Raw genomic sequence first — 21,423 nt, forward strand, 5'->3', positions numbered from 1 at the left:
TCAGCGCGATAGATTTCCTGTGTCCGACATTTTTCTCAGGCCGATGACGAACGGCAAAAGATCGGCGCTTGACAAGATTTCGGCGTAAACGTATGTTTCAAACAACTGTTTGACCGCTACAACAAATCCACGCGGTCGTTCATTCCCGGTTACATCAGCAGAGGTTTATCGCTATGCCTGACTACAAGGCCCCCTTGCGTGATATTCGCTTCGTTCGTGACGAACTGCTTGGCTACGAAGCGCATTATCAGAGCCTTCCGGCTTGCCAGGACGCAACTCCGGACATGGTTGACGCCATTCTCGAAGAAGGCGCCAAGTTTTGTGAGCAGGTGCTGGCTCCGCTGAACCGTGTGGGCGACATCGAAGGTTGCACCTGGAGCGAGTCCGGCGTGAAGACCCCGACTGGTTTCAAGGAAGCCTACAAGCAATTCGTCGAAGGCGGCTGGCCAAGCCTGGCCCACGACGTCGAGCACGGCGGTCAAGGCCTGCCGGAATCCTTGGGCCTGGCAGTCAGCGAGATGGTCGGTGAAGCCAACTGGTCGTGGGGCATGTACCCGGGCCTGTCCCATGGCGCGATGAACACCATTTCCGAGCACGGTACGCCTGAGCAACAAGAGGCTTACCTGACCAAGCTGGTGTCCGGTGAATGGACCGGCACCATGTGCCTGACCGAACCGCACTGCGGCACTGACCTGGGCATGCTGCGCACCAAGGCCGAGCCTCAGGCCGATGGTTCCTACAAGGTTTCCGGCACCAAGATCTTCATTTCGGCCGGCGAACACGACATGGCCGACAACATCGTTCACATCGTGCTGGCGCGCCTGCCGGACGCACCGGCTGGTACCAAGGGCATTTCGCTGTTCATCGTTCCCAAGTTCCTGCCTAACGCCGACGGCTCCATCGGCCAGCGCAACGCGGTGAGCTGCGGTTCCCTGGAACACAAGATGGGCATCCACGGCAACGCCACTTGCGTGATGAACTTCGACGCGGCCACCGGTTACCTGATCGGCCCGGCGAACAAAGGCCTGAACTGCATGTTCACCTTCATGAACACCGCACGCCTGGGCACCGCGCTGCAAGGCCTGGCCCACGCCGAAATCGGTTTTCAGGGCGGCCTGAAATACGCTCGCGACCGCCTGCAAATGCGTTCCCTGACCGGCCCGAAAGCGCCAGACAAGGCCGCTGATCCGATCATCGTCCACCCTGACGTGCGTCGCATGCTGCTGACCATGAAGGCCTTCGCCGAAGGTAACCGGGCGATGGTCTACTTCACCGCCAAGCAGGTCGACATCGTCAAGTACGGCGTGGATGAAGAAGAGAAGAAAAAGGCCGATGCACTGCTGGCGTTCATGACGCCGATCGCCAAGGCCTTCATGACCGAAGTCGGTTTCGAATCGGCCAACCACGGCGTGCAGATCTATGGCGGCCACGGCTTCATTGCCGAGTGGGGCATGGAGCAGAACGTTCGCGACAGCCGTATCTCGATGCTGTACGAAGGCACCACCGGCATCCAGGCCCTCGACTTGCTGGGCCGCAAGGTGTTGATGACCCAGGGCGAGGCACTCAAGGGCTTCACCAAGATCGTCCACAAGTTCTGCCAGGGCAACGAAGGCAACGACGCGGTCAAGGAATTCGTAGAACCCCTGGCTGCGCTGAACAAGGAATGGGGCGAGCTGACCATGAAGGTCGGTATGGCGGCCATGAAGGATCGTGAAGAAGTGGGCGCCGCGTCGGTGGACTACCTGATGTACTCCGGTTACGCCTGCCTGGCCTATTTCTGGGCCGACATGGCGCGCCTGGCGGCGGAAAAACTCGCAGCCGGCACCACTGAAGAAGCCTTCTACACCGCCAAGCTGCAGACCGCGCGCTTCTACTTCCAGCGCATCCTGCCGCGTACCCGTACCCATGTGGCAACCATGCTGTCGGGCGCCAACAACCTGATGGATATGAAGGAAGAGGACTTCGCGCTGGGCTACTAAGCCTCACGCGTTTCTTCCAAAAGCCGCTGCTTCTTCGGGAGCAGCGGCTTTTTCATGCCACAAATTTGTATTCACCGCAGGCCCTTGTGCGAGCAAGCTCCCACAGGGCCAACCAGGATCCTGAAACAATATTCATCCAACTCGACCCTAAGAAAACCGTCATCTCTGCCGTTACAGCGATGGCAGTGTGACATCTGTCACATCTCGCGTGCCTTACTGCTCCAGTTGCAGGCACAATGCCATCTTTGATCAGCCGGGTCGGAGCTTTACCCTTGCCGCGTTCTTCCGCTGTACGTTTCAGCCATTTCCTGCCGTCATTGCTGCTGTTGCTGGCGGGGCTTGCGGCTGCCTACGTCAAGGATCTCAACGTTTTCTTCACCTCGCTGTTCAACGTGCTCCCGACGCTGGTGTTATTGCTGGGTGGGGCGTATTGCGCGGTCTACCGACGTCAACGTGAACTGTTTCTGATGGTCACGGTGTACATCGCCTATTTCCTTCTGGACACCCAGACTGACTTCTATCGCGATAACGGCAAGGTGCGCGAAGACGCGGCGGTGGTGTTCCATCTCGTTTGCCTGTTGTTGCCGTTGTTGTTCGGGCTGTTCGCCGCATGGCAGGAGCGCACCCATCTGTTCCAGGACATGGTGGCGCGGTTCGCGGTGTTGCTGGTCTTTGGCAGCGTGGCGCTGGCCCTGGAGCAGAGTTACCCCCAGGCCTTGCTGTTGTGGCTTTCGGAGATCCGCTGGCCGGCGTTGCACGGTGCCTGGATGAGCCTGATTCAATTGTCTTACCCGATGTTCGCCGCCGCGTTCCTGCTGCTGGCCTGGCAATATTGGCGCAACCCCCGGCCACTGCATGCTGCGCAATTGGTGGGGGTGCTGGGGTTGTTCTGGATGTTGCCGAAAACCTTCATCCTGCCGTTCACCCTGAACATCATGTGCAGCCAGGTGATGTTGATGATCGCGGCAGCGGTCGCCCATGAGGCCTATCAAATGGCCTTCCGTGATGAACTCACCGGCCTGCCGGGCCGTCGGGCGCTGAACGAACGCATGCAGCGCCTGGGGCGCAATTATGTGCTGGCGATGAGTGACGTGGACCACTTCAAGAAATTCAACGACACCCACGGCCACGATGTGGGGGACCAGGTCCTGCGCCTGGTGGCCAGCAAATTGTCGAAAATCGGCGGTGGCGGTAGGGCGTATCGCTACGGCGGTGAGGAATTTGCCCTGGTGTTCGCAGGCAAGACCATCGACGAGTGCATGCCCCATCTGGAAGTCATTCGCCAGTCCATCGAGACGTACGCCATCCAACTGCGCAACCCTGACAGTCGTCCCCAGGACGACCAACAAGGCCGCCAGCGTCGCTCCGGTGCCGGTGCGTCCAGTGTCTCGGTGACGGTCAGCATCGGCGTCGCGGAACGCCTCGAGCAACGCACGCCTGAAGAAGTGCTCAAGTCCGCCGACCAGGCGCTCTATAACGCCAAGGGCGCGGGGCGTAACTGTGTGATTGCCTTCGGGCAGAACCGCCGCGGTGCGGTACGCATGGAGACTGCCGCGGGTTGAGTGATGACGGCGCATTCAGCGTCTGGACTGTGATTGTGGGCCTGGGTGGCCGGCAGTAGGTTGAAACGATCTGCTACCGGAGAAAACCACCATGCCCGAGTACAAAGCCCCCCTGCGCGACATGCGCTTTCTGATCGATCACGTCTTCGATTTCCATGGTCGCTATGCCGAGCTGGGCGTCAGCGACGCAAGCCCGGACATGGTCAGCGCGATCCTCGAAGAAGCTGCCAGGTTCTGTGAGAACGTGCTGGCGCCGCTCAATCGCTCCGGTGATGAAGAGGGTTGCCACTTCGACAACGGTGTAGTCACCACGCCGACAGGCTTCAAGCAGGCTTTCGCACAGTATGTGGAGGGCGGCTGGCATGGGCTGGCGGCGGACCCGGCGTATGGCGGCCTGGGCTTGCCTAGCTCCCTGGGCCTGGTCATCAGCGAGATGATCGGCTCCAGCAACACGTCTTGGGGCATGTACCCGGGCCTGACTCATGGCGCCATGTCGGCGATCCATGCCCACGGCACGTCAGAACAGAAACAGACCTACCTGAGCAAACTCACCGCCGGCCAGTGGACAGGCACCATGTGCCTGACCGAAGCCCACTGCGGCACCGACCTGGGCATCATCAAGACCCGCGCCGTGCCCCAGGCCGACGGCAGCCATGCGATCTCCGGCAGCAAGATCTTCATTTCCGCCGGCGAACACGACATGAGCGATAACATCATCCACCTGGTGCTGGCCAAGTTGCCGGACGCTCCCGCCGGGACCAAGGGCATCTCGCTGTTCATCGTGCCCAAGTTCCTGCCCGACGCCAGGGGTGAGGCAGGGGCGCGCAATGGCGTGTCCTGTGGTTCGATTGAACACAAGATGGGCATCAAGGCATCGGCCACCTGTGTGCTGAATTTCGATGGGGCCAAGGGGTTCCTCATCGGCGAGCCGAACAAGGGCCTCAATTGCATGTTCACCATGATGAACCACGCCCGGCTCGGCACTGGCATGCAGGGCCTGTGCCTGGGCGAGGCGAGCTTCCAGGGCGCCATCAGGTACGCCAACGACCGTTTGCAGATGCGCGCGCTGACCGGCCCCAAGGCGCCGGAAAAAGTCGCCGACCCGATCATCGTCCATCCCGATGTGCGCAGGATGCTGCTGACCATGAAAGCCTTCAACGAAGGCAATCGGGCGCTGACCTATTTCACCGCGCAATTGCTCGATACCGCGCACCTGAGCCCGGACGAAACCGCCCGCCAGGAGGCCGAGGACCTGCTGGCGTTTCTCACCCCGATCTGCAAGGCCTTCATGACCGACACCGGGCTGGAGGTGACCAACCACGGCATGCAAGTGTTTGGTGGCCATGGTTTCATTCGTGAGTGGGGCATGGAGCAGTTGGTGCGCGATTGCCGCATCGCGCCGATCTATGAAGGCACCAACGGTATTCAGGCCTTGGATCTATTGGGGCGCAAGGTGCTGGGCAGCCAGGGCAGATTGCTGCGAGGTTTCACCAAAATCGTCCATAAGTTCTGCGCTGCCAATGCGCAACATCCGCAGCTCAAGGCGTACGTCGCGCAACTCGACGGGCTCAACCAGCAGTGGGGCGAGCTGACCACTCGGGTTGGCATGGCCGCCATGAAGAATCCAGATGAAGTCGGCGCCGCCTCCGTGGATTATTTGATGTACAGCGGTTACATCATCCTGGCCTACCTGTGGTTGCGCATGGCCTTGGTGGCTCAGTCGCAACTCGACAGCGGCAACGGTGACGGTGATTTCTGCCAGGCCAAACTGGCGACCTGCGAGTTCTACTTCAAGCGCCTGCTGCCGCGTACGACCGCCCATCGGGCTGCGGTCGAGGCCGGGAGCGACTGCCTGATGAAGCTACCGGCAGAGTTGTTTGCCCTCTGACTGAACCTGTGGCGAGGGAGCTTGCTCCCGCTGGGCTGCGCAGCAGCCCCTTTTTTTGTGAGTGCTGCGCACTCAAGCGGGAGCAAGCTCCCTAGCCACCATCACATTCAAGCCTACATGCTGACTAAAAATAACAAAACAGTCATAGGTTGACCCTATGTGTCTCAAAAGTTGTTGGGGTACACTCCAATCCATGTAAAAACCGTTTTCTCACGAACCAACTGTTTAGATCCTGCGAGGTTTGCCATGGCTGACTACAAAGCGCCCCTGCGCGATATGCGCTTCGTCCTCAATGAAGTGTTCGAGGTCGCGAAACTCTGGGCCCAATTGCCGGCGTTGGCCGATGCCGTGGATGCCGAAACGGTCGAAGCGATCCTTGAAGAAGCCGGCAAAGTCACCAGCAAAAGCATCGCGCCCCTCAGCCGCGCCGCTGACGAAGAAGGTTGCCACTGGGCCGACGGCGCCGTCACCACGCCGGCAGGTTTCCCACAGGCCTACAAGACTTACGCTGAAGGTGGTTGGGTCGGTGTCGGCGGTGACCCGGTGTACGGCGGCATGGGCATGCCCAAGGCCGTTTCGGCCCAGGTCGAGGAAATGGTCAACTCCGCCAGCCTGTCCTTCGGCCTGTACCCGATGCTGACCGCCGGCGCCTGCCTGTCGATCAATGCCCACGCCAGTGAAGAGTTGAAAGCAGCGTACCTGCCAAACATGTACGCCGGCGTCTGGGCCGGTTCCATGTGCCTGACCGAGCCTCATGCCGGTACGGACCTGGGGATCATCCGCACCAAGGCCGAACCCCAGGCCGACGGTTCCTACAAGGTCAGCGGCACGAAAATTTTCATCACTGGCGGTGAGCACGACCTCACCGAGAACATCATTCACCTGGTGCTGGCGAAACTGCCGGACGCGCCGGCAGGCCCCAAGGGCATCTCGCTGTTCCTGGTGCCCAAGTTCATGGTCAATGCCGACGGCAGCCTGGGCGCGCGCAACGCGGCCAACTGCGGCTCGATCGAACACAAGATGGGCATCCAGGCATCCGCCACTTGCGTGATGAACTTCGACGAAGCCGTGGGTTATCTGGTAGGCGAGCCGAACAAGGGCCTGGCGGCGATGTTCACCATGATGAACTACGAACGTCTGGGCGTCGGCATCCAAGGCCTGGCCTCGGGTGAGCGTTCCTACCAGAACGCCATCGAATACGCCCGTGACCGCCTGCAAAGTCGTTCGCCAACCGGTGCGCAGAACAAGGACAAGGTCGCCGACCCGATCATCGTCCACCCCGACGTGCGTCGGATGCTGCTGACCATGAAAGCCTCGAACGAAGGCGGTCGGGCATTTTCCACCTACGTGGCGATGCAATTGGACACCGCCAAGTTCAGCGAAGATCCAGTCACGCGCAAGCGCGCCGAAGACTTGGTGGCGTTGCTGACACCGGTGGCGAAGGCCTTCCTGACCGACCTGGGCCTGGAAACCACAGTCCATGGTCAACAGGTGTTCGGCGGCCACGGTTACATTCGTGAATGGGGCCAGGAGCAACTGGTGCGCGATGTGCGTATCACCCAGATCTACGAAGGCACCAACGGTATTCAGGCGCTGGACCTGGTGGGGCGCAAGATCGTCGGCAGCGGCGGTGCGTTCTACAAGTTGTTTGCCGATGAAATCCGGCACTTCACTGCCACCGCGAACAGCGACCTGGCGGAGTTCACCAAGCCGCTGAACGATGCGGTCGGTACGCTGGATGAGCTGACCGAATGGTTGTTGGACCGGGCGAAAAGCAACCCGAACGAAATCGGCGCGGCGTCGGTGGAGTATCTCCAGGCGTTTGGCTACACCGCGTATGCCTACATGTGGGCTCTGATGGCCAGGGCGGCCTTGGGCAAAGAAAGCCAGGATGATTTCTACGCGAGCAAATTGGGCACGGCGCGGTTCTATTTCGCCCGCCTGCTGCCGCGTATTCAGTCCTTGAGTGCTTCGGTGAAGGCGGGAAGCGAGTCGCTGTTCTTGCTGGAGCCCGGACAGTTCTAAAAACTGACATTGTGTAAGCAAACGCTTACACAATGTGCTGGCGTTTTCCCTCTATCGGCAGGTTGGATCCAAGGCTAATCTACTTCACATGGACGCCGCGCAGGATGCGCAACAGTAACAACACGGACACGTAGGATTCTGCCAGGAAGGCGGAGTGAAATGGATGTCAGGGAAACAGTCTGCAAAGCCCCGCTTCGGCGGGGTTTTCTTTTGGCTGCGTTTTTTGTCCCTCGCAGGCGCCCCCCATCGGGGCTGCTTCTGGTTGCGTTTCACTGAACCCTGGCGAGCGGCCTGGGGTCAATGAGCTATATGGCAATTTGGCCATCGTCGATCAGGGAGTCATCCATGGATTTCATTCGTATCATTATCGCCATCCTGCTGCCGCCATTGGGGGTGTTTCTGCAGGTGGGTTTTGGCGGGGCTTTCTGGCTGAATATCCTGCTGACGCTGCTGGGTTACATCCCCGGCATCGTGCATGCGGTGTACATCATCGCCAAGCGCTGAGGCCATGAGGGGATTTATCTGTGGCGAGGGAGCTTGCTCCCGCTGGAGCGCGCAGCGGTCCCAATGTTTTTGCGATTGCTGCGCAATCGAGCGGGAGCAAGCTCCCTCGCCACAATGAGCGCCGTTGTCATAGACCGCAATCGATCACCCTGCGATAAAACAACCACTCATGCTCCAGCGCATGGGCCTGGTTCGCCGCTTTGCGAAAACCGTGGCGCTCATCGGGATAGTAGTGCGCCTCGACCGCCACGCCGTTGGCTTGTAAAGCGTTGACCATATCGCGGGTTTGCTGCGGTACGACCACCACGTCCAGCTCACCCTGGAAAAAGATCACCGGCACGCGGATGTTCCCAGCATGCAGCTGCGGCGTCCGGGCGCGGTAGCGTTCGGCATCCTGTTGCGGGTCGCCGATCAGCCAGTCCAGGTAATCCCCTTCGAACTTGTGCGTCGCGCGGCCGAGGGCGACGGGGTCGCTGACGCCATAGAGGCTGGCGCCGGCCCGGAACACCTCATGGAACGCCAGGGCGCACAGGGTTGTATATCCACCGGCACTGCCGCCCCGAATGAATGCGCAGCGACCATCGATCAAGCCTTGCTCGTCCAGATACGCGACCACCGCGCAAGCATCCTCGACATCCACCACCCCCCAGTTCAAGTGCAGCGCCTGTCGATACGCCCGGCCATAACCACTGCTGCCTCGATAATTGAGGTCGGCGACGGCGAAACCGCGTTGGGTCCAGTATTGGATACGCGGATCAAAGATGGGGTAGCAGGCTGAGGTCGGTCCACCGTGGATAAACACCACCAGCGGCGGTTTCTCGATGGCAGTCATGGCCGGATAAAAGAACCCATGGGCTTCGCTTGAGCCTGAGGGGTATCGCAGGGTGCGGGGCCGACTGATCTGTTCGACGGGCAATGGCGCGATGCCGCCGGCCAGCACGGCCACTTCCTGACTATGCCGCTCGATGGCAATGACCGCCGATGGGCCGGTCGGCGAGGCTGCAACGGCGTAGATGAACCGCTCATCCAGCGCCAGGCTGCGAAAGCGGGTATGGGTGCCGGTGAAGTCCTCATCGACATCGTCAATGTGGCACAGGCCCAGGCGTCCAAAACCCGCTTCGGTCCAACTGGCCAGGTACGTGTGTTGGTCCAGCGGCAGCCAGGTGCAGCCACCCAGTTGCCACGGCGCTGGGGCGTGATCGGCTTGGACGGCAGGCAGCGGTTCCAGGCCCTGGGCCGACTCTAGCCAAGGCTGCCAATAACCACCGCGATCAGTCAGGCAATAAAGACGACTGGCCGCATCGAAGCGCGGTTGCTGGATGGACTCTTCTTCACCGTTGCCCGCGACACAGCGCGGCGCACCCCAACCCGTAGCGTTGCGCTCGGCCAGCATCAAGCGCGTTGCGGTCCAGGGTTGATGCGGGCGGCTCCATTCAATCCAGGCGAGCCGCTGGCCGTCCGGGCTCACGGTGGGTGACGCGTAGAAATCTGCACCTTCGGCCAGCAGATGTCGCTGATGATCCACCAGCCCGATCGACACCAGGCGATGCTGGTTGGCCCGTTCTTCCACTGCCAGTACCTGGCCGTCGGCGAAGCTCAGATCCCCATAACGGCAGTCACCCGAGGTCAGCGCTATGGGGCGTTCGTCGTTCAGGGATTGGTGGTACAGCTGCTGGTCGGCCTCATTGACGAACAGCACACCGTTATGGCTCAGGCAGAATGATCCACCGCCGTATTCATAGACCCGGCTGCGCGCGCTGAACCCGTCCGGTGTCAGGCAGCGGGGCATGGCGTCTTGCCAATGCCAGATCCGGCAGGCACCGTCTGCGGGGCGGTATTCATTCCAGAACAGGCCCAAAGGCCCGAGCTGCAGTTCGGCGAAGTCGGTGCCGGCGGCAACGGCCTGGGCGGCGCTGAAAGGCTCAGCCTTTGGCGATGAGGCGCGAGTTTCGTTCATTGCGAAAGGCCAATTGTTCGATGGTTTGCGTGGCGTGCTCGGCGTCTTCACGCGCCTGCAGGATCACCCCGTGATGTGCGGATTTGCTGCACACCGGGTCGGCGTTGCTGGCGTCGCCGGTGAGCATGAACGCCTGGCAGCGGCAGCCGCCGAAGTCCTTCTCTTTTTCATCGCAGGAGCGGCACGGTTCGGGCATCCAGTCATAACCGCGGAAACGGTTGAAGCCGAACGAGTCGTACCAGATGTGCTGCATGCTGTGGTCGCGCACGTTGGGAAATTGCACCGGCAACTGGCGGGCACCGTGACAGGGCAATGCCGTGCCGTCCGGCGTGACGGTGAGGAAAATGCTGCCCCAGCCGTTCATGCAGCCCTTGGGGCGCTCTTCATAGTAGTCCGGCGTGACGAAGATCAGCTTGCACGGATTGCCTTCGGCTTCCAGCTTGGCGCGGTATTCGTTGGTGACACGCTCGGCGCGTACCAGTTGCTCCCGGGTGGGCAGCAGGCCGACGCGGTTGAGCTGCGCCCAGCCGTAGAACTGGCACGTGGCGAGCTCGACGAAGTCGGCTTCCAGGGCGATGCACAGTTCGATGATGCGATCGATCTTGTCGATGTTGTGCCGATGGGTCACGAAGTTCAGCACCATCGGGTAGCCATGGGCTTTCACCGCCCGGGCCATTTCCAGTTTTTGCGCGAAGGCTTTCTTCGAGCCGGCCAGGAGGTTGTTCACCTGCTCGTCGCTGGCCTGGAAACTGATCTGGATATGGTCGAGGCCGGCCTTCTTGAAGTCGCTGATTTTCTGCTCGGTCAGGCCGATGCCGGAAGTGATCAGGTTGGTATAGAAACCCAGCCTGCGCGCCTCGCCGATCAACTCGGCCAGGTCCTGGCGCACCAACGGCTCGCCGCCGGAAAAGCCCAGCTGCGCAGCGCCCATCTCGCGGGCCTCGCGAAAGACCTTGAACCACTGTTCGGTGCTCAGCTCCTGGCCCTGCTCGGCGAAGTCCAGCGGGTTGGAGCAATACGGGCATTGCAGCGGGCAACGGTAGGTCAGCTCGGCCAGCAGCCACAGCGGCAGGCCGACTTCAGGCTTGGGCGGCAGCCCGGTGGTCTCAGACAAGTTCGATCCAGTGCTGTGCACGGGCGACCTCCATGAATTGCTCGATGTCGTCACCGAGTTCCGGCACGTCGGGAAACTGCTTCGCCAACTCGCCGACGATGGCCGCGACATCCCGTTCACCGTCGATCAGCCCGCCGATCAGCGCAGCGCTGTCGTTCAGCTTGATCATGCCTTCAGGATAGAGCAGCACATGGCCTTTCTGGGCCGGTTCGTACTGGAAGCGATAGCCGGGGCGCCAGCGTGGGGTTTGGCTGCGGTTAAAACTCATAAGGTAATTCCTTTGTGCCAAACCCGTTGGTCGGTCACGCTGTGATAGGGCGGGCGGTTCAATTCATAGGCCATGCTCATGGCGTCGAGCATGCTCCAGAGGATGTCCAGTTTGAACTGGAGGATCTCCAACATGCGTTCCTGCCCTGCGCGGGTGGTGTAGTGCTGCAAGGTGATCGCCAGGCCATGCTCCACGTCACGCCGGGCTTGGCCCAGGCGGGTGCGGAAGTACTGGTAGCCGGTCGGGTCTATCCATGGGTAATGCTGCGGCCAGCTGTCCAGACGCGACTGGTGGATCTGCGGGGCGAACAGTTCGGTCAGCGAGCTGCTGGCGGCTTCCTGCCAGCAGGCCCGCCGGGCGAAGTTGACGTAGGCGTCCACGGCAAAACGCACACCTGGCAGCACCAATTCCTGGGAGCGCAGTTGATCGGGGTCCAGGCCCACCGCCTGGCCCAGCCGCAGCCAGGCTTCGATACCGCCGTCTTCGCCGGGGGCGCCGTCATGATCGAGCAGGCGCTGGATCCACTCGCGGCGGATCTCCCGGTCCGGGCAGTTGGCCAGGATCGCGGCATCCTTGAGTGGGATATTCACCTGGTAGTAAAAACGGTTCGCGACCCAGCCCTGGATCTGCTCGCGAGTCGCGCGGCCCTCATACATCGCCACGTGATAGGGGTGATGGATGTGGTAATACGCGCCCTTGGCACGCAGGGCGGCTTCGAACTCGGCGGGGGACAGGGGGGTGTCAGTCATTTCCGTTGCTCCTACAGTTCAATACTCATGCCGTCGTAAGCCACTTCGACATTGCGCCGCACCAGCTCAGCCCGTTCGACGGAGTCTTCATCGAGGATCGGGTTGGTGTTGTTGATATGAATAAGGATCTTGCGCTGATTGGGCAGTCGCTCCAGCACTTCCAGCATCCCGCCGGGCCCATTCTGTGCCAGGTGGCCCATTTCCCGGCCAGTGCGGGTGCCGACGCCACGGCGCTGCATTTCATCGTCGTCCCACATCGTACCGTCCACCAGCAGACAATCGCTGCCGGCCATGATCTCCAGTAACGACTCGTCGACCTTGCCCAGGCCCGGGGCATAGAACAGTTTGCCTCCCGTGCGAAGGTCTTCGACGATCAGCCCGATGTTGTCGCCCGGGTGCGGGTCGAAGCGATGCGGTGAATAGGGCGGTGCGGCGCTGCGCAGGGGCAGCGGGGTGAAGCGCAGGTTCGGGCAGGCCGGGATGGTGAACGATTGGTCGAGTTCGATACGGTTCCAGCTCAGCCCACCGTTCCAGTGGGTCAACATGTTGAACAGCGGAAAGCCGGTGCTCAGGTCTTCATGGACCATGTCGGTGCACCAGACCTGGTGCGGGCACCCTTCACGCAAGCTGAGCAGGCCGGTGGTGTGGTCGATCTGGCTGTCCATCAGGATGATCGCGCCAATGCCGGTGTCGCGCAGGGCCCGGCCCGGCTGCATCGGGGCGAACGCCTGGAGCTGGGCGCGAATGTCCGGGGAGGCGTTGCACAGCACCCAGTTCACACCGTCATCGGACAGGGCGATGGACGATTGGGTGCGCGCCTGGGCCCGCAGGCTGCCGTCGCGAAAACCTGCGCAATTGGCGCAGTTGCAGTTCCACTGGGGGAAACCGCCACCGGCGGCAGAACCTAGAATCTGGACGAACATGGCTGCTCCATCTGCAAACCGAAATAAAAACGCCTCGGCTGGCCGAGGCGTAGTGCTGCGTGCTTAACCGCCTGCAGCATTCAACGGCTGGCGAAGTACATGGTGACTTCGAAACCGATACGCAGGTCGATATATGCGGGTTTGGACCAGGACATGGGAATACTCCTTTGGTTGGGATGCTTTCGTTAGTTGGAACGGTTGAGACCTATACATATAGTCCACCTCCGCGCGGAGATGTTCAGATGCTTAGGCGGCTATGTTACTAAATCTGACAGATCGTTCGCCGCGATTCTCGAAGAAAGCTCATTACGGCCGCTGCAACGATCACTGCGGCGCTTGCCAGCGCTCTCCCGGACAGGCTCCGTTGCTCAGGCAATACCAGCCCCCTTCAGCTTCGATCAGACGTTGGGCGGCTCTTTGTAGCTGCGTGCGATCCAGGTACACGATGGCGGCGGAGAGTTGTTCAAGATAATCCGACGGGTGGCCGGCCAGCTTGCCCTGCCAGAGCAGCTCGGCGGCCTGGGCGCAGGGCAGGGCGGTGCTCTGGAGTTGGGCGGCAAGCGCCTGCTGCTGGCCGGTCAGGGAAACATCATCGAGTTGCTGGAGCAACGCCGGTAACCCGGCCAGGAACTGTTCGATGTGGGCGCTCAGTTGCGTCGCCGAAAGGCTGGGCGATTGGACGCCGAACAATATCCCGGTTTGCCCGTCGATCTGCTTCAACCCACTGAACACCGCATAGCCCAACTGCAACTCGACGCGCAGGCGCTGATAGAACGGCGTCTGACACAGCTGTGCCAGCAATCCCCAGGCGGCTTCGTCGGCCAGCGTCGGGGTGGCTGTCGGGCAAAACAGCAACACGGCCGATTCTTCGCCGTGAGTCTGGAGCGTATGCCAGAGGCGTTGCCCGCGAGGTGCCGGCGCCAGGCTGGCTTCATCGCCGGCAATGCCCGGCACTCGGGCCAACGCAGGGCCCAACGCCCCTTGGGTGGCCGCCGCCAGGCCGATGCACAGCCCGTCCCATCGGGCCGTTGTCCACACGCTTTGGTCGCTGTCGGGCATTGGCAACGCTGACGCTTGGCGGTTGGGGTGGCAGTGATCTGGCAGCGCCTTCAACAGATGCCGAATCGGCATCGGCGGGGGTTCCTGACTGGCCAGGGCCATTGGCAGCGGTTGCGCAAGCTTCGTCAGAGCGTGTTCGAGCACCAACGGTATCGGCGCCTGTAAGCCGACCAGTTTCAGTAGCCATTGATAACCGGAACGCTGGAAGCTGACATCCACTCCGGCCTGGCGAGCATCCTCTCGCACATCCTGCAGGTGCCGGTCGAGCCTGGATTGAAAGTCCAGTGGTGTCTGGGTCGTCAGTTGCCAGCGCAGGTACACCGCGCCTTCACGACCGTTGTCTGGCAGCGCCTGGCTGAACTGCATGGGTGAGCGTTCCCGGCGACCCCGGGAGCGGTCCTGGGCGAAGGTTCGCAAGCCGCGGTGGGCGCTGGTCTGGCCGCGTATCAGCCCGGCGCGGGGCGCTTCGCTTGGCGTTTGCAGGAACGGATTGGGTGCGGGCAACTGCCAGGGTTCCACGACGTTATCGGCGGGGTGCAGTTGCCTGAGGATTTCCCTGAGCCTCACGAGGTCGTTTGCCAACAGCGGCCCGTCACGTCCTTCACCGTCCCAGCGGGCCACCTGCAAGGCCGATCCTGTCTCCTGCCGGCGCTGCAACCGTGCGGTGAACTCCTGGCGCAACGGCGCCCAGTCGTCCTGGGCGGCAAAGAACCCCAGCCAGTCGTGCAGCAACGGCTGGATTTGCGCCGCTGCCGGAGCGTTGGCGTGCTTGAATTCGAGGTGCAGCAGCGCCTGCCCGGCAAACTCATACAGCGCGGTGGCCTTGAGGCTGTCAGCCAGGCCGCGCTGACGCAACGTGGCGAGCAAGCCGCCCGGTTTGCTGGAGTTCAGCCACATACAGAGAAAGTCCAGGGCTTGACGCGAGGCGGCCGGTAAATCTTCGAAGGCGAACAGCAGATCAAGGCAACCCTCGCGGGCCTGTTGATAACTTGTCGGGGACGATGCCATCAAACTTGGTGGTGCCGGCCTGGCAAGCGCTTCGCCGGCAGGTAGGTGGCTGTCGAACTGTTCAGCCAGCGCTTTCAAGGCGTCGATGCTTTGCGGGCCGGCCAGGCTCAAGGTCATCTGGCCGCTCTGGTAAAACCGGCGATAGAAGTCGTGCAAGGCGCTTTGGAATTCGCTTTGCGCCACCGCGAGGCTGTCGCGATTGCCGGCATGAAAACCCCGCAGCGGATGGGTCGCCGACAGGCCGTCGTGCAGGGCAAGCTGCCGCTGGGCAGCTGCATCCTGGGACCAGGCGATGAACTCGGCGTGCAGCACTTCTCGTTCGCGCAACTGATCGGCCTCATCCAGGCGTGGGTGAGTGAGCATGTCCCCTAGCCGTTCCAGTCCCTCGGCGAAGGTTGCGGGTGGCAATTCGAAGAAAAAATCCGTGGTGCGTTCGCTGGTGCGTGCATTGACCTGGCCGCCATGGCGCTGCACGTAGGCCATCAGGTTCTCCCCAGCGGGAAAACGCTCGGTGCCGAGGAAGAACAGATGCTCGAGCAAGTGCGCCAATCCCGGCCAGGCCAGGGGCGCGTCATGGCTGCCAGCCGCGACTCGCAGTACTGCAGCGCTGCGCTTGAGGCCTGGGACGTGACGCAATGTCACCCGCAAGCCGTTGGCCAGGGTTTCAGTGTGGGGGCGGAGGGAGTCGGGGGCCGGCATGAGCGCTTCCAGAACAAAGATGCGCTCATGCTAGCGGATTAGGCCGCGTTCTCAATCCTCAATCAGTGTTTGTGCAGGTCGTCGTAAAGCTCAGGGCGGCGATCGTGCAGGTAGTTGTAGGCCGCGCGGGAGTCGTCCATCAGTTGTCGATCCAGTTCTGCGACGATCAAGGCCTCATCCAGCCCTGCAAGCGCCGGGCGGCTGCCATTCGGTGCGGCGATACTGCTTTGGCCGCAATACTGCAATTCACCTTCGTGGCCGCAGTAATTGGCGTACGCCACGAAACACTGGTTCTCGATGGCCCGGGCCCGCACGGTGACGTCGGCGATGAACTCGTAAGGTTGCATGTTGGCGGTCGGCACCAGGATCAGCTCGGCGCCGGCCAGGGCCAGGCGTCGGGCATTTTCCGGAAATTCCAGGTCGTAGCAGATCAGCAGGCCAAGCTTCCAGCCATTGAGCTCCACGATGGGCAATGCGGCGTCGCCGGCGCTGAACATGGCGTGATCGAGGTCGCCGAACAGGTGGCTCTTGCGGTAGTTGGCCAGGCGCTCACCCTGGGCGTCGATCAGCTGCACGGCGTTGTAGATCTGCCCGTCTTCGCCGCGCTCCGGATAGCCGTAGACAATCGCCAGGCCGGCGGCCTTGGCAATGCGGGCGATCTGTTGCGCCCACTCGCCGTTGTAGACCTCGGCCAATACATTCACCGCATCGACGCCGATGTTGTAGCCGGTCATGAACATCTCCGGCAGCACCAGCACATCGGCGCCCCTGGCCTCCAGCGCCACCTGGTGCAGGCGGTGCAGGTTGCCGGCCGGATCCAGTGGCAGCGGCGGGCATTGGTAGAGGGCTACACGCATCAATAACTCCTTTTATTCGGGCAGGGCGATCGGACCGATCTCGTGGAACACATCACCAGGACCCGGGTTCTCGGCGTGAGTTTCACCGCCGAAGTGCTTCATGATTCCCCACACGGCATTGAGTGAGGTCTGTACCGCGCCTTCGACCCAGGCCGGTGTCCATGAGACGTCATCACCGGCGATAAAGATCCCGCGTTGTTCGGCCGGCATGTCGTCCTGCATGAAATGCGCATACATGCGCTGGTTGTAGCGATAGTGGCCAGGCAGCGCGCCCTTGAATGCGCCGAGAAAATGCGGGTCGGCTTCCCAGGACACGGTAATCGGATCGCCGATGATCCGCGCGGCGATGTCCACCTTGGGATAGATTTTCTTCAGGGCATCGAGGGCCAGCTTCACGCGTTTTTCCACCGGGTGCGGGAGCATTTTCAGCGCGTCGCTCATCCAGGAATACGATAGGCAAATCACCCCTGGCTTGTCGTCCCCGTTGTCGAACAGGTAGGTGCCACGGGTAAGACGGTCGGTCAGGGTCATGCTCATCAGGTCGCGGCCGGTCTCCGGGTCCTTGTCCTTCCAGAATGGCCGGTCGACCATCACGAAGGTCTTCGACGATTGCATGTAGCGGGTGCGGTCCAGGGCCATCCACATCTTTTGCGAGAACAGCGCTTCTTCACATTCGATCTGAGTGGTCAGTAGCCAACTCTGGCAGGTGACCAGCACAGCGGCGTACTCGCGGGTGTTGTCCCAGACGTCGGTCACGCTGAATCGGCCATCAGCCGCGCGGGCGATGCGCTTCACGCCGCTGCGTGGGGCACCCAGGTGCAGCGAATTCAGGCTGGTCCCTTGCGGCCAGTGCGCGCAGCGTTCCGGCACGTGGTTCCAGATGCCGTGGGGCACCTGCTCGACGCCGCCGACCACCAGGTGCTGGTGGTCGTCGCAGTTGGTCATCACGACCCGGAAGATTTCCAGCATCGAATTGGGGAAGTCCGAATCCCAGCCGCCGGTGCCGAAACCGACCTGGCCGAACACTTCGCGGTGCTGGAAAGAGAGCTTGGCGAAGGCCTTGGAGGTGGCGACGAAGTCGTAGAAGGTGCGGTCGTCCCATAGTGGCACCAAGGTGTTCCACAGCGCCTTGAGGCGTGGCACGTCGCGGTCGCGGATCGCCTGCTGGATGTCGCCGAAGCGCGAACCATCCTCCAGCGCATCGGCCCAGGCGTCGGCGACTTCCTGGAACAGCGCGGGAAGGTCCGCCAGTTTCTGTGCGTAGTAGGTCTGGCCTTCCAGGTCGATGACCGTGCTGCCGGACGCGGGGGTCAGCGGGTTGGGAAAGGGTTTGGTCTCCAGGCCCAGCTTGTCGACGTAATGGTAGAACGCGGTGGAGGACACCGGAAAACGCATGCCGCCCAGCTCGGCGATCACCCCTTCGGCACCATTGAACGCTTGTGAGCGCAGGCGCCCACCCATCTTCGACGCCTCGTAGACCACGGGTTTGAGACCCAGCTTCATCAGCTCGTACGCCGCCACCAGGCCGGCGATCCCGGCCCCGACAATCGCCACTTCGGTACCGTGGTTGTGGGCGGGTATGCTGCCCAGGCCAGCCGGATGCTCGATCCAGTCGTCAAAGGCGAAAGGAAAGTCCGGCCCGAAAATGGTGATGGGCTTCTTACCGTCTGCTGGGTGGCGATTGTTCTTGTTCATGGCTGACCTTGATGGGCGACTCGACGCGGTGTTCGCGTCTGAGTATAGGAAAGATGCCAGCCATTCTAGGGAGGGTGGAACACGTTAATAAGACACAATATGTCGTCGTTTTGAGCGCATGTCAGTCATTTTGACCTATCCATAAATCATAATGACGAAACCTGTCCACTGTGGGAGCGAGCTTGCTCGCGATAGCGGTGCGTCAGTGCATGAAGGTGCTGAGTGCCGTCGCGAGCGAGCTCGCACACAGGTCAAGTGACGCAGGGCTTAGACCGGTTGGCCTCGATCGATCTTGCTGCTGAGGATGATCGAGGTGGTGGTCTTTTCCACGCCGTCCACGCTGCCGATCTGGTCCAGCAACTGGTCCAGCTGTTCCGGCGAGTCCGTGCGCAACCAGGCGACATAGTCGAACTCACCGCTGACCGCGCACAGTTGCTGTACCTGGGCCATGGCGCTCAAGCGTCGCAGCACGTCCTTGCCGGAACGCGGCTGGACCTTGATGCCGACGTAAGCCTGCAAGCCGCCGTCAATCACTCGTTGGCCCAGGCGCACGCCATATCCGGTAATCACTTTAGTCTTTTCCAGGCGTGCCAGCCGCGAGGTCACGGTTGTGCGGGCGATACCCAATTGCCGGGCGAGCATGGCGACGCTTTCCCGGGCGTTGATTTGCAGCGCCGCAATCAGCTGCCGGTCGATTTCGTCGAGGACGGGAGGGCGGGTATCAGTCAAAGTGGGCTCCGGCGCAGGCATTCGATGGCGAGTATGTTACAGGCTCTCATGTGCGAAATAGTCGATGGCAGGCAAAGCCAGTGCGCGCCAGGCGCAGGCCCGGTGTACCTGTGAAGTCCTGAACCAGAGACCGTCCTGGCAAACCAACTGTTCGGTGGGCAACTGCAATAAGAGATCCAGTGAGAATGACTGCACTGAGCCTGGGTCGTCATCGTCTTGCGCTTCCCAATCGCGCTCAAAGCAGCGTACATGCAGCTGTTCGTCGTCGAAGCTTTCAAACAGCGGCCGATTGCCCAGCCACTGCGGATGCACCCGCAACGTGTGTTCCTGGACATCCAGGAGCAGCAATTGCCAGCCTCGATAACTGCCACACTGTTCTGTCACATCGGTTGCCATGCAGGTCAGGGCCAGGTAACGGCTATCCGTCGACCAGATCATCGACGGTGCCAGATCAACCAACGCGCAGCCTGAGGCTGTCAGCAAGTGGCCTCCGAGCCGGGGCGCCTGTGCACGCACCCAACTGTCGGCATATTCCGTTTCGCTGCCGAACAGCCAGGCGGCATCCTGATGGTCGGGGGCAGGCTGGATGAAATCACCGTCGGCGTTGGCCGCTTGCGGACGATCCACCAGGCGCCAAGGGGCAACGCTGTGCAGGTGTGTATCGCTCACCTGCAGCTCCACGGTGTTGTAGAACAGCCGGGATTGTTCGTCGGATTGAAAGAACGAAGGGACGCTATCGCTCTGCGGCGCAGGGATGTTGAAGCGTTGCAGCGCGCTGCTCTCCAGGTCTTGATCAAGACGTCCGGCAACCACTGCCAGGCTCAGCCGGCCGGCGCGGAAATCGAGCAGGCGGGCGACCCACATCGCGGGCCCCTGCAGCAGCTGTCGTTCCTCCATATCGGCAACCACCCCGTGGGTTGCGACCGTCGTGGCACCGTCGAAGGGCAGCAGGGCCAGGTAACGCCCGCAATCGGAGACCCGATGATCCAACAACCAGCGGCCAGGCAATTGCCAGTCGCCGATCTGACAGCGATAACCGCCCAGCCCATCGGGATTATCGCCAAGCCAGGTCAACCGCGCGCGCACCCCGTCCTGCATCGGCTGCGTTTCGATGGATGAATCGCCGCGCTGGCCTTGGCTGTCCAACGGCATGGCGATGGTCATGCGGGTCAGCGCAAATTCGCCCACCTGCACGCGGCCTTGGGCGTCGTGACCGACCTGGGTCTCGGTATCGCCGTGGATGCTGTCCAAGCGGTAGCCATAACGCCCGGAGCCCGGTCGCGGATAGTCAAGGTACGAGCCGATCTGCACATGGCTTGCGTCGAGACCCAGCAGCTGGTGCCAATAGAAGGACGGTTCTGCTTCGCACTTCACCCATGGCGAGGGCAGGGCGCGCCAGCCCAGGTCCAGCTGCCACAGCCAATACTGGTCGCCGTCTGCATGAGGGGTTTGTTCCTGGGCCAGACACACCATGGCGCGTTGATCGCTGCTCCATACCAACGGCGCATCGGCCGCCATCAACAGGCCGGACGGTTGCCCGTTGACGCTGATGGCGTAGCGCGGTGAAACCAGCGGTTCCAGCGGCTGGGCCAGGTCGCGAAATGTCGCGGGCAAGGCAATGTCGCCCCGCAGGCAGTGCTGGCCGTCCGCCGAACGCCGCTCGAAGGTATGTTGAACCTGCTCGGGATGCCAATCGGAGTCCAGCCACAGGTCGGCGAAGGCGACCAGGTGGGTAACGCTGGCCGTCTGGAGCAACTCATCCAGTCGGATTTCGCGAACGCTGTCGTCCACCAGCGGGCTATGGCGCCCGCTCAACACGCCGAGATCAAAAGCGTCCAACTCCCAGAGCTCGCTGTCGGCACAGCGGTACACCTGGCGCTGTTGACGATCGAGGACGACCAGCCCCCAGTTCTGCCGGGACGGTACGGTCGCCGCAAAATAGCGCCCGTCGCGGGAGAACATGGACGAAGAGCCAAGGCCTTGCAGGAGCACGCCATCGGGAAACAAATAGTCGCAATAAGTGGGGCCACCCATGGCGATTTCACTGTGGTTGAACACCCGGATCGGCTCGCCTTCAGGCGTCAGTTGCGGCTCGCTTCCACCCCAAGCACTGGCGCCTTTGCCGGAAACGGACGCCAAACCCAGGCGCCGCTCCCAGGCACTGACACACGCCAGCCCGACGCCAATGCTGGCGATGGCCGCCAGGATGCCCCACCACTCAGGCAAGGCCCGACCCACACTGAAACCCAGGCCGAACACGGCGCCGACGATCAGCCTGCCACAGACTCGCCCGGCCGACAGAAAACCGAATCGCGCGGCAAGCCCCATCAGCAGGCCGAAGAACAACACTGCCAACAAAGCCAATGGAGGCGGCAATATCGTGACGAAAAAAGCCGGCACCAGCAGG

General features: G+C 61.8%; 16 protein-coding genes. 5 read left to right on the forward strand and 11 right to left on the reverse strand.

Annotation, left to right across the window (positions count from 1 at the left end):
• Positions 1 to 173 precede the first annotated feature (173 nt).
• The 5 genes from TK06_RS23775 to TK06_RS31230 all read left to right on the forward strand — a co-directional run bounded on the left by TK06_RS23775 (position 174) and on the right by TK06_RS31230 (position 7,958).
• A complete protein-coding gene (locus TK06_RS23775) occupies positions 174 to 1,979 on the forward strand; it encodes a phenylacyl-CoA dehydrogenase (RefSeq protein WP_063324083.1) in 1,806 nt (601 codons plus the stop codon).
• Between the two features lie 272 nt (positions 1,980 to 2,251).
• A complete protein-coding gene (locus TK06_RS23780; RefSeq protein WP_063324084.1) occupies positions 2,252 to 3,541 on the forward strand; it encodes a GGDEF domain-containing protein in 1,290 nt (429 codons plus the stop codon).
• 91 nt (positions 3,542 to 3,632) lie between these two features.
• A complete protein-coding gene (locus TK06_RS23785) occupies positions 3,633 to 5,429 on the forward strand; it encodes an acyl-CoA dehydrogenase C-terminal domain-containing protein (protein ID WP_063324085.1) in 1,797 nt (598 codons plus the stop codon).
• A gap of 246 nt (positions 5,430 to 5,675) precedes the next feature.
• Positions 5,676 to 7,454: an acyl-CoA dehydrogenase C-terminal domain-containing protein gene (locus TK06_RS23790; protein WP_063324086.1), complete on the forward strand. Its 1,779-nt coding sequence runs from the start codon at positions 5,676 to 5,678 to the stop codon at positions 7,452 to 7,454.
• A 345-nt stretch (positions 7,455 to 7,799) separates the two neighbouring features.
• Positions 7,800 to 7,958 carry a YqaE/Pmp3 family membrane protein gene (locus tag TK06_RS31230; protein ID WP_003177654.1) on the forward strand — a complete coding sequence of 53 codons (159 nt, stop codon included), beginning with the start codon at positions 7,800 to 7,802 and terminating at the stop codon, positions 7,956 to 7,958.
• A 127-nt stretch (positions 7,959 to 8,085) separates the two neighbouring features.
• On the opposite strand, the gene TK06_RS23795 is transcribed toward TK06_RS31230, so the two are convergent.
• From TK06_RS23795 to TK06_RS23840, 11 genes are all read right to left on the reverse strand, one after another.
• Complete coding sequence (locus TK06_RS23795) at positions 8,086 to 9,915, reverse strand: S9 family peptidase (protein WP_063324087.1); 1,830 nt, start codon at positions 9,913 to 9,915, stop codon at positions 8,086 to 8,088.
• Positions 9,881 to 11,050 carry a pyrroloquinoline quinone biosynthesis protein PqqE gene (gene pqqE / locus TK06_RS23800; RefSeq protein ID WP_063324088.1) on the reverse strand — a complete coding sequence of 390 codons (1,170 nt, stop codon included), beginning with the start codon at positions 11,048 to 11,050 and terminating at the stop codon, positions 9,881 to 9,883. Before pqqE ends, TK06_RS23795 begins: the two co-directional genes overlap by 35 nt.
• Positions 11,022 to 11,297: a pyrroloquinoline quinone biosynthesis peptide chaperone PqqD gene (gene pqqD, locus TK06_RS23805; protein ID WP_063324089.1), complete on the reverse strand. Its 276-nt coding sequence runs from the start codon at positions 11,295 to 11,297 to the stop codon at positions 11,022 to 11,024. Before pqqD ends, pqqE begins: the two co-directional genes overlap by 29 nt.
• On the reverse strand, positions 11,294 to 12,046 hold the full coding sequence (gene pqqC / locus TK06_RS23810) for a pyrroloquinoline-quinone synthase PqqC (RefSeq protein WP_063324090.1): 753 nt from the start codon (positions 12,044 to 12,046) through the stop codon (positions 11,294 to 11,296). The genes pqqD and pqqC overlap by 4 nt, the downstream gene beginning before the upstream one ends.
• A gap of 11 nt (positions 12,047 to 12,057) precedes the next feature.
• Positions 12,058 to 12,969 (reverse strand): pyrroloquinoline quinone biosynthesis protein PqqB, encoded by a 912-nt coding sequence (pqqB, locus tag TK06_RS23815; RefSeq protein WP_063324091.1) that lies wholly within the window; start codon positions 12,967 to 12,969, stop codon positions 12,058 to 12,060.
• 80 nt (positions 12,970 to 13,049) lie between these two features.
• Positions 13,050 to 13,124 carry a pyrroloquinoline quinone precursor peptide PqqA gene (gene pqqA / locus TK06_RS31235; protein WP_003177660.1) on the reverse strand — a complete coding sequence of 25 codons (75 nt, stop codon included), beginning with the start codon at positions 13,122 to 13,124 and terminating at the stop codon, positions 13,050 to 13,052.
• 169 nt (positions 13,125 to 13,293) lie between these two features.
• Positions 13,294 to 15,735: a pyrroloquinoline quinone biosynthesis protein PqqF gene (pqqF, locus tag TK06_RS23820; RefSeq protein WP_063324092.1), complete on the reverse strand. Its 2,442-nt coding sequence runs from the start codon at positions 15,733 to 15,735 to the stop codon at positions 13,294 to 13,296.
• Positions 15,736 to 15,797: 62 nt separating this feature from the next.
• Positions 15,798 to 16,592 carry a carbon-nitrogen hydrolase family protein gene (locus tag TK06_RS23825; protein WP_063324093.1) on the reverse strand — a complete coding sequence of 265 codons (795 nt, stop codon included), beginning with the start codon at positions 16,590 to 16,592 and terminating at the stop codon, positions 15,798 to 15,800.
• Positions 16,593 to 16,604: 12 nt separating this feature from the next.
• A complete protein-coding gene (locus TK06_RS23830) occupies positions 16,605 to 18,287 on the reverse strand; it encodes a flavin monoamine oxidase family protein (RefSeq protein WP_063324094.1) in 1,683 nt (560 codons plus the stop codon).
• A gap of 267 nt (positions 18,288 to 18,554) precedes the next feature.
• On the reverse strand, positions 18,555 to 19,016 hold the full coding sequence (locus TK06_RS23835; protein WP_018607342.1) for an Lrp/AsnC family transcriptional regulator: 462 nt from the start codon (positions 19,014 to 19,016) through the stop codon (positions 18,555 to 18,557).
• Positions 19,017 to 19,052: 36 nt separating this feature from the next.
• On the reverse strand, positions 19,053 to 21,416 hold the full coding sequence (locus tag TK06_RS23840; RefSeq protein WP_275260895.1) for a hypothetical protein: 2,364 nt from the start codon (positions 21,414 to 21,416) through the stop codon (positions 19,053 to 19,055).
• Positions 21,417 to 21,423 lie beyond the last annotated feature (7 nt).

The organism is Pseudomonas fluorescens (assembly GCF_001623525.1).
Classification (GTDB): domain Bacteria; phylum Pseudomonadota; class Gammaproteobacteria; order Pseudomonadales; family Pseudomonadaceae; genus Aquipseudomonas; species Aquipseudomonas fluorescens_Q.